This is a genomic window from Glutamicibacter sp. BW77 (genome assembly GCF_002332285.1).
GTDB lineage: Bacteria > Actinomycetota > Actinomycetes > Actinomycetales > Micrococcaceae > Glutamicibacter > Glutamicibacter bergerei.
On sequence record NZ_NRGT01000036.1, the window covers coordinates 1 to 9,376 of the forward strand.

Consider the following 9,376-nt stretch of genomic DNA (forward strand, 5'->3'; position numbering starts at 1 on the left):
ACCCTCAATCCTGAAGAGCCGCAATAGCTCGGTACCCAAGGCGATGGCAGCCATGGTCAGCACATGCAGCGAGCCGGCCGGGTGGGAAGCGGACCCCGGTGCGATCAAGGAGCCAAAATTCTTGCCGTGGATTTGCACCGGAGTCACCTGGCGCGCGGTATTTCCCATGAGGTGCAGGGTTCGTGACCGATCCTGCCAGTGGTCAAAGAAATCCGTTGGCAATTCCACCGTGCTGGCGTAGCGCCGCAGATTGTATCCGGAATCTTCGAAGACCACCGGGCAGCCAAGAAACCTGGCACAGTCGTTCAGAACCTTTTCTGCCGGGGCGCCTAGTTGCATCAGGCCGGTGAAATGCTCGGTCACTTCACCGCCTGCTTCGATTCGCCGGGTTTGCGCGGAGAACAGCAGCTGATGTAAGGTCTCGGTGATCTCGACGAATGCCACCGGCTCGTGCAGCAGAATCAGTGGCAGGCGCTGCTCTTTGCAGGCGCGGACAAGACCCGCGGGAGCCTCGGGGCAATGGGCCCCGAGCTCCACTACCAAGGCCGCTGCTCGAAGCTCAACTAATTCGGCAACAAACGGTTCAAACTCCGCCTGTGCGCCCCAACCGATGCCGGTGGTCAAGACCAGCTCCTGGCCGCGCAGGTAGGCGGCGGGGTTGAGGTTCTCCAAGACATGCGCCCAGCCAATGTGACGCTTCAATGACGGGGCATCGGCGATTACCTGCGGACTGCCGATCAGCATGCAGGGCAGTTGCAGCAGCTGTTCGACGGTGAGAATCGCATTGCCCGGACAGTCTGTCCGATTGGCCGGCATTTTTCCGACAAGTGTCACTGTTGGTAAGCCTCTCGCTGTGTAAAACTGTCAACGACATGGATCTTTGGTGATTCAGTTCACACGATACAGAATGTTTGGCTTTGGAAGGGGAATGCGTCGATGTTTGGTCTACCAACGTTCACGACCGTTGTCATCCTTGGGGTCCCGGCCCTCTGGGTAATCTATACGGCGGTATTTATGTGGCTCAGCCGCGGATGGAAGCGTGAAGACGTGGAGGACAACCGGTGAGCCTCGAAATCATCTTTCTCATCATCTACTTCATTGCCATGGCAGGTATTGGCTTCTGGGCGATGAAAAAGGGCCAGCAGGACTCCGAGGGATTCCTGCTCGGAGGGCGCAGCATCGGCCCGGGCGTGACGGCCCTGCGGCTGCAAAGTTCCTCGATGTCCGGCTACATGTTCATGGGCGCCGGATCCCTGGGCTACACCCAGGGCTACTTTGGCATGTGGTACGCACTGGGCGATCTCGGCGGCGGCATCCTGAACCTTTCGGTCCTGGGCCGTCGCATGCGCAAGCTGTCCCAAATTCTGGGTTCCATTACCTCCATTGAATATCTGGAACACCGCTACCCGTCGAAATGGATCCGGCTGATCGCCGCCCCGGTGGCGCTGTTCTGCATGTTCTTCTATGTCCTGGCCCAGTTCATTGCCGGGGGACGCGGGCTGGAGATGGTCACCGGGGTGTCCTTCCCCGTGGCGCTGGCTATCGCCATCGGGGTGATCGTGCTGTACACCTTCCTCGGCGGCTACCTCGCGGTGGCCTACACCGACTTCGTCCAGGCCATCATCATGGTGGTGGGCATGGTCTGGATCCTCATTGCCACCCTGATCGCCATTGGCGGCTTCACCAAGGGCAACGAAGCCATTGGCGCCATCAACCCGAATATGCTGACCATGTGGGGCGCCGACCTCGGTTTCCAAGGCCAGTGGGGCGTCATCATCGGTGCGCTGCTGGTCTTCTCGATTGGCTATATGGGGTGGCCGCATGTGGTGGTCAGCCACATGGCCATGAAGAAACCGTCGGTAGCCCGCACCGCCGGTGCCTACTCGCTGATCTTCAACCTGCTATTCATTCCCGGCCCGTACCTTGTCGGCATGTTCGCGTTGATTCTGCTGCCTAACCTGGCCAATCCGGAAACCGCGATCTTCGAGGTCGCCGACGCGGTCTTGCCGACCTTTGCCGTGGGCATCGTGATGGCTGCGATCATGGCGGCCATCATGTCTACCGCCGACGCGTTGCTGCTGCAGGCCGGAACCATTGCCAGCCAGGATATCTACGCGCGCTTCATCAACAAGAAAATGAGCGACGGGCAGATGGTGTGGGTCTCGCGCATCACCGTGCTGGCTCTGGCGCTCATTGGTTTCGCCATTGCGGCCTTTGAACCGCCGGCGGTGGCGGCCATCGTCATCTTCTCCACCACGGTACTTGGCAGCGCCTTTGTCCCGGCGTATGTCTGCGCGGTTTGGTGGAAGAAGGCCAATACCGTCGGGGCTATTTCCTCGATGCTCGCCGGCACGGCAGTTTCCGTCCTCTGGCAGGTATCGGGTGCCCCGGAGGCCACCGGCATCGATCCGATGGTCACCGGAATCTTGGCCTCCACCGCGGCCATGATCATCGGCAGCTTGGCTTCCCAGGCGAACCACCCCGTTCCAGAGCGCATCGTCCGTGCCTTGGACGAGACGGCGAAGATCGGGCCGATCCCGACGAAGATGCTCATCGGCCAGGACGCGTTGCTGGCGGGGCAAGCCGAAATGGCCGGCCGCAATGAGTGAGCTGGTGCTGCGCACCTTGGTCGATGAGGACTATGCCCAGTCGATATTGCAAGCGAAAGCTCCGGGCCTGGAGGTGACCTCCGCTCGACTGCGGCACCACCCGTTTGCCGGTTTCATCTTCGACGTCTCGCACCTGGCCGGTCGCGTCGGAAGGACCCACGCGCTGGTGGACTACTACACCGGCAAGGCATTTATCAGCGGCCCGTGGCAGGCGGCCGATCCGGACCGGGCCACGCAGCTCAGCCCGGTGCAAGACCCGCAATGGAACACCATTGATTTCGACACCGCACGGCAGAAAGCCAAGTCGCTGCTGGCAACCGCCGCGCTGCGCCGCGCCCGATTGGCGTGGAAAGGCGGAGTGCGGGAACACCGCAGCGTCAACAAGGTGTGGAAGCCGAACTGGGTGCTCGACGCGAAACTCGACGGAAAGTCCTACCGCATCATGGTGGATGGGCTGAACGGAGGCTACTTCTTTATCGACTGCTGAAGTCGGGCACCGCGATGTAACTGGCAGTGCGCCTGCGCGACGTCTCTCCGCGGGAATCCAGTCGGGAACAAGCAGAGCGCAAGCCTATGGAAAACTGGGACACAATACGCACTTGCCAAGTTCGTGAAGGGTCGCGAATGCAGTGAACTGCTCGCCAGAAGTCGGACTGGGAATGCAGGAACCAACATCTGTAGGCAATTCACACGTTGCGCCGGCCCAAGGGGAAAGGCGAATCAAGACGGTCGGCTGCTACAAGCTGGCTGCTGTTGCCGATCGATATGGAGTCGCTCGGGCAGGCGGCCCGCTACAGTTCCAAGCTCGTCGGTGCTGGTGCGTTGGAGTTCTCGGACCAAGCCGATGCAGGCATACCAGCTAAGGTTCGAGTTCTTGAAGGTGGGTTGCAATTGCGCTGCGAGCTGTTCATGATCAGGCCGCGGGTAAGCGCACAGATCCCGTCGATATGCCCGGGGCAGGAAACGGTCAGCTGACGCGATGCGGTAGCCCGCGGTGTTGCCGGCCGACCGGTATCCATCGATTTTCAGAGGGTAATTGGAAGCTTGGAAGCCTTGCTCTTGGAGGCTCGTGCTTTGGAAAGGACATGGATTTGTTTCTGAATCACGTGATTCCGACTCAGGGTCCCACGCCACTTTGGCCTAACCCGCTGCCCGTTTGGCTGCCAAGATCATCGGAAGAGATGCAATTTGGCTCCCATGCCCAAAGGCACCGTGCGTTGCGCCTCCTGGAGTAGGCCATTGGTATTAACCCTGGCCTCGATAATGGACATACCTCGATGACTAATATCTTGCTAAAAATGAGAGTCAGCACACCTGGTGATGCACAGCACGCCGAAGCCGAGGAGGAAATCTTGAACGTACAGTCTCGATTCGCAAAGATTCTGTCAATGAATTTGGATGCCGCCGAAAAGAAGCAGATTCCAGAGCTAACGCAGCAATTGGCACAGAAGCTAATCGACCGAATCGACACGATTCCTCTGTTCGCGCATGCCTACTCGCTACTGGGAAATTTCACTTACGGCACCTACCGCCCCAGCGACTTGCTGACCTACGCTTTTGAGCATGAACTGGACGGTGTCTGCATCCACCTGCTTGATGGCGAAGAGCGCAGCCTGGGACAGGCCAGCGATGAGGAGCTTCGGGAGTTCGGAGCCACCGCGCACCAGCTGGGGCTCAAAGTACATCTGGAAATCAGCAGCACCCGCAAGACGGACCTCGACGAGGTGGTGCGCATTGCGGGGATCCTGAACGTCGAGCACATCCGGGTGTATTCACGCTACGAAGGACTGCTGTCCGAGGTTCTCACCATGGTCGACAGCGACTTGCAATACCTGATCGTGCTGGCCGAGAAATACGACCTTCAGTTCTACTTCGAACAGCACGAGGAATTCAAGAGCTTCGAAATCGCAGCAATCCTGGAACGTGCAAACCATCCCCGGCTGCATGCACTGTTCGACTTCGGGAACATGATCAACGCCTACGAGCGCCCTTTGGACGCGCTTAATCACTTGGCGCCGCACATCGGCCAAGTTCACCTCAAGGGCATCAAGATCATGCCGGAAAGCGGAGGCTTCGGCCACCGCGGGGTATTGCAAGGCAGCGATGACGACGACATGCCAAGCCCGCGCATGCTGTTGGACCTTTTGCTCTTGGGAGAGGATGGGGGGTGGCCCCCGGGAAGTGGACACCGAGAACAAAAACGCTAAGCAGCGAAATCCATCATAACGTGAAAATCACCCTCAAAATCAACAGGCGACTTATAGCCTAACGCCGAATGCTTCCGCAGGTTGTTATACCGAACAATCCACCGGAACACCTCGGCCCGGCAGGACTGCTCACAGTCCCACCGCCTGGCACCCTGCAACGTCTCACGCTTCAACGTGGCATTGAACGACTCCGCCATCGCATTATCAGCGCTTGACCCGATGCGGCCCATCGACTGCACCACGCCCAGCCGCCGGCAAACGCTCTGGAACAGGGATGAAGTGTATTGCACGCCATGATCGGTGTGCATCCGAGCGCCAGCCACCGAGCCCCTGGCCACCGCCGCCGACTCCAGCGCTTCCACGACCAAATCGGTACGCATATGAACAGCAATCGACCAGCCCACCAAACGCCGAGAACACACGTCCAGCACCGTCGCTAAATACAAGAATCTCCCTTCCTTCCCAAACGGAAGGTAGGTGATATCACCAACGTAGAGCGACCCGACCTCCTCGGAGGTGAAATCACGATTCACCAAATCCTTGAAGACCTGCGCGCCAGGATCCCTGACCGTCGTGGATTTAGGCCTGCGCAGGTGCACTCCAACCAAGTTATTCTCCCGCATCAACCGGGCCACACGCTTGTGATTGACCGGCCCGTCAACCAAAGGATCATCCTGCACCCGTGGGTCGCAAGCCAGCTCAACGCTCATCCGCCGATACCCCAACGTCCGGTTCCATTCCTTGTAATGACGCAGAATATGATCCAGTAACACTTGATCTTCCAAGCCGCGTGCGGCCCGGGCCGGGCGCGCTGCACGCCATTTGTAGTAACTGGAGCGGTTCAGCCCCAGCACCACGCACATCCGCTTCACCGCATGGGTGTCTCGGTAATCTTCAACGAACTGAAAGCGGATCACCAGTTCGTCTCGGCCGCGAAATACTTCGTGGCCTTGCGCAGGATATCTCGCTCCTCGGCCAGCACGCTGTTGACGGACTCCAGAGTCTTGTTCCGCTCCCGCAATGCCTGGTTCTCAGCTTGTGCCTGAAGCAAACGCTGTTCGGCACTCAGCTCGGGGTCAGGCATCTGGGCGCTGCCGGTGGACTGCTGTGTCGGGGCTCCTCGCTTGATCCGGTCCTGCCGTACCCAGGTTTTCAGCGTGCCTCGGGCAATGCCAAGGTCCTCGGCTGCTTTGGTGTATCCGAGGTCGGGGTGGGACTCGTACAGGTGCACGGCGTCAGCCTTGAACTGCGCGGTGTAGGTATTCTTCGGCATAGTTTAACTCCTGATTTCTCTGACCATTATGGGTCAGTTACAGGGTGTCCACTACCCGGGGGCTACCTCCATGAACCGCAGTTGGTCGCCTTCGCCCTAGAGCAGGAAAACCACTACCGTGCTCCGGCTTTCCGTCGCGCAGATGACCCGGAAGATCCGTTTATCGCCTATCGCGATCTGAGCACTACCGACCTTCCGGCCTCACTGACCTTGGACCAAATGTTGGTTGAAGAGCCGCAGTGGGCAGTCAACCAGCTGACCTATGTTCGAACAGTCCTTGCTCAACTGCGTGAACTTGCCATGTGCCGACTGGAATCGGCGTCCGAGGACGCGGCCCGCAACGAAACTCTTCAGGAGACCTGCTAATGAAAACGATCAACAAGGCCAAGTGGGGCAAATTCGTCCTGCTGATCATGGGCGGCGGCACCATTTACAAGCTGGCCAATCTCAAGGACGTTTTCTATGTCCCCATGCAGGAGCACCTCGGGCTAAGCAACACCGAAATCGGACTGCTGCTAAGCATCAACTCGATCGTGGCCACCGTCCTGTTTGTAGTCGGCGGATACCTGGCTGACCGTTTCCAGACCCGCACCGTGATCAGTGCAGGCCTGATCGGCGCCGGTGCCATCGGCTTCTACATGGCCTCGTTCCCGGACTTCAACATGATGATGGTTGTGTTCGCGCTGCTCGCGGTGTGCTCGGACTGCCTGTTCTGGCCGGCGCTGCTCAAGAGCGTCAGGCAGTTGGGCGACGGCGACGAGCAGGGACGCATGTTCGGTTTCCTCGAGGGCGGACGCGGTGTCATCGACACCATCGTGGCGTTCTCGGCCCTGGGAATCTTCATCGCCATGGGATCGGGCCTCGCTGGATTCCGTACCGCGATTATCGCATACTCTTCGATCAATATCGTGATCGGCTTCCTGCTTTTCTTCCTGTTGCGCGGCAATTCTGCGCCGGACATCCAGGATGCCGCGGCAACTGAGACTAAGGCGCACAAGCCGACCGTAGGGGATTCCTTGAAGCTGATTGCGCGCATGCCGCAGCTGTGGTTGGTCAGCTTCACCGTGTTCATGGTTTACATCGTCTATGTGGGGCTGACCTACTTCATTCCGTACCTGTCCACCGTGTACGGACTGCCGGTGGCTCTGGTAGGCATCTTCGGCATCATCAACCAGTACGGACTGAAGATCATCGGCGGTCCGCTGGGCGGCTACCTGGCCGACAAGAAAGTCAAGAGCTCCAGCAAGTACCTGAGCTATTCTTTTCTGGCCCTGCTTCCCGTAATGGCGCTTATTGTCTTCCTGCCACAGGACGAGAAATTCACCGTACCGGTCATGGTTGCCTGTCTGGTCTTCTCATTGATCGTGTTCTCGATGCGCGGTGTTTTCTGGGCGCCGATGGATGAGGTCGGCATCCCTGATCAGATCAGCGGCACCGCCTTTGGCGTTGCCTGTCTCATCGGATATGCGCCGGGCATGTTCGGATTCCTGATCTACGGAGCGATCCTTGACGCATACCCGGGAGCCACCGGATTCCATCTGGTCTTCGCGATCATGTGCGGGCTGGCAGTAATCGGCAGCGTGATCGCCATGCTGGTGGCCAAGACCGCTAAGAAGGCGAAAAAGGTCACCACTGGCGCCTAGCGACCTCGGCAGCGCATTTCACGGCGGGTCGGCCCATAGAATACGAAGGTATACTGGGCTGGCCCGTCGTCGGCCGTGTCCTGCGGTCCGAAGCTGCTGGGGGGGGAGAAGGATCCATGGTGAAGGGAAGCGGAGGAAAGTTGCTGGGCGACCTGCGGCTGGACCGAGCTGGAGACAGCCCGTTGCATCGACAGATCTACACGCAGATCCGCACCATGATCCTCAGCGGACAGCTTCCCGGCGGCACGAGGCTCCCCTCTACCCGAACCCTGTGCACCGAGCTCAATGTTTCCCGGATTACCTTGGTTAACGCGTTCCAGGCTCTGGCCAGCGAAGGATTCCTGCGTTCCAGAGCTGGCGATGGCACCTACGTGGGCGACGAATGGCACAACGACTTCAGCTTCTCACCGGTGTCTCGACGCCCCGAACTATCGGTGCGCGCAGGGCTGAGCACCTCAACCCGCGGCAGCGAGCTGCACAAGCAGGCGCTGACCTCCTGGAACCCGGAAGACTCCGAAACTTTCGTGGCCAGCCAAGTCGGGACCGACCTGTTCCCCGCCCGCACCTGGAAAACCCTGGTGGCTCGCCACAGCGAACGCCGCTCCATCGACATGCTCGGTTACGGCGAGCCGCTGGGTTACCTGCCCCTGCGCGAAGCGGTGGCCGAATACCTGCGCGATTCTCGGGGCATCACACCGGCGGCCGAACAGATCGTCATCACCACCGGCGCGCAGCAGGCGTTCAATGCGCTCATGCTGCTGATGACCGATCCAGGGGACCACGTCTGGATGGAGGACCCGGGACACATCGCCGCGGCCAAGGCGATGCTGGCAAACGGCTGCACCGTGCACGGCGTCCCTATTGATGAGCAGGGTGCGAACCTGGCCGCAACGGAAGACTTTCCGGCCGGTCGTCTCATGTTCCTGACTCCCGCCCGACAGCACCCCTTAGGTGTGCGCATGTCCCTGGCCCGTCGCATGGAGTGGATCTCCTGGGCCAATGAGCGCAACAGTTGGATCATTGAGGATGACAGTGATAGCGAACTGCGCTATCGCGGGGCGCACTTGCCGCCGCTGTTCGGTCTGGATCGCGGTGCGCACGTGGTGCATGTGGGATCGTTCAGCAAAGTCATGTTCCCTTCTATCAGGGTCGGCTACGCGGTGCTGCCAGAGGACCTGGTCCAGCCCTTCGGCGCCGCGATCTCCGTGACCGGTCGGAGTCCATCCACACTGATCCAGGCGGCCGCGGCCGACTTCCTGCGCGAGGGGCACCTGAACTCGCATATCCGACGCACCCGGAAAATCTACGAAACCCGGCAGGCGGCGTTGTTGGAAGAACTGCACCGGCAGGTGGATCCGTTCATCCATGCCAGCCCGGTGGACGCGGGGATGCATTTGATCGCCAAACTGCCGCCGGGAATCGACGATCAGCTTTTGGCAGCGCAGCTGGCCGACCGCGGGGTCTACACCTATGCACTGGGGGACTACGTGCTGCAGCAGCCGGCTCCGCCGGCCCTGCTCATCGGCTTCGCGGCTACCGAGGCGCGGCATATGCCCGACGCCGTGGGCTACATGGTCCGCGCACTGCATCATATTGGCCATCGCTGGTAGTGCTGCCTCGCAGAGGCAGCCGCCTGCTCACCGG

General features: G+C 59.9%; 9 protein-coding genes. 7 read left to right on the forward strand and 2 right to left on the reverse strand.

Annotation, left to right across the window (positions count from 1 at the left end):
* Positions 1-834, reverse strand: an 834-nt coding sequence (locus CIK74_RS03260) for a PucR family transcriptional regulator ligand-binding domain-containing protein (protein ID WP_205738235.1), incomplete at its 3' end; no start/stop codon positions are given.
* Between the two features lie 227 nt (positions 835-1,061).
* Here CIK74_RS03260 and CIK74_RS03265 point away from each other — a divergent pair.
* From CIK74_RS03265 to CIK74_RS03280, 4 genes are all read left to right on the forward strand, one after another.
* Positions 1,062-2,609: a sodium/proline symporter gene (locus tag CIK74_RS03265; RefSeq protein ID WP_096254340.1), complete on the forward strand. Its 1,548-nt coding sequence runs from the start codon at positions 1,062-1,064 to the stop codon at positions 2,607-2,609.
* Complete coding sequence (locus tag CIK74_RS03270) at positions 2,602-3,096, forward strand: hypothetical protein (RefSeq protein ID WP_105552568.1); 495 nt, start codon at positions 2,602-2,604, stop codon at positions 3,094-3,096. Before CIK74_RS03265 ends, CIK74_RS03270 begins: the two co-directional genes overlap by 8 nt.
* A gap of 266 nt (positions 3,097-3,362) precedes the next feature.
* Positions 3,363-3,584: a hypothetical protein gene (locus CIK74_RS03275; protein WP_141392860.1), complete on the forward strand. Its 222-nt coding sequence runs from the start codon at positions 3,363-3,365 to the stop codon at positions 3,582-3,584.
* Positions 3,585-3,886: 302 nt separating this feature from the next.
* Complete coding sequence (locus CIK74_RS03280; protein ID WP_205738236.1) at positions 3,887-4,816, forward strand: TIM barrel protein; 930 nt, start codon at positions 3,887-3,889, stop codon at positions 4,814-4,816.
* Here CIK74_RS03280 and CIK74_RS03285 read toward each other — a convergent pair.
* A protein-coding gene (locus tag CIK74_RS03285; protein ID WP_096254343.1) for an IS3 family transposase occupies positions 4,813-6,089 on the reverse strand; the annotation gives its coding sequence in 2 pieces (ribosomal slippage) (positions 4,813-5,750 and positions 5,750-6,089; 1,278 coding nt in all). The genes CIK74_RS03280 and CIK74_RS03285 overlap by 4 nt on opposite strands.
* 81 nt (positions 6,090-6,170) lie before the next feature.
* On the opposite strand from CIK74_RS03285, the gene CIK74_RS03290 reads away from it, so the two are divergent.
* The 3 genes from CIK74_RS03290 to CIK74_RS03300 all read left to right on the forward strand — a co-directional run bounded on the left by CIK74_RS03290 (position 6,171) and on the right by CIK74_RS03300 (position 9,342).
* A complete protein-coding gene (locus CIK74_RS03290) occupies positions 6,171-6,455 on the forward strand; it encodes a hypothetical protein (RefSeq protein ID WP_096254344.1) in 285 nt (94 codons plus the stop codon).
* The gene (locus tag CIK74_RS03295) at positions 6,455-7,732 is read left to right on the forward strand and encodes an MFS transporter (protein WP_096254345.1); all 1,278 of its coding nucleotides are present in this window, start codon (positions 6,455-6,457) and stop codon (positions 7,730-7,732) included. Before CIK74_RS03290 ends, CIK74_RS03295 begins: the two co-directional genes overlap by 1 nt.
* Positions 7,733-7,848: 116 nt before the next feature.
* Complete coding sequence (locus CIK74_RS03300) at positions 7,849-9,342, forward strand: PLP-dependent aminotransferase family protein (protein ID WP_096254346.1); 1,494 nt, start codon at positions 7,849-7,851, stop codon at positions 9,340-9,342.
* The last annotated feature ends 34 nt before the right edge of the window (positions 9,343-9,376 follow it).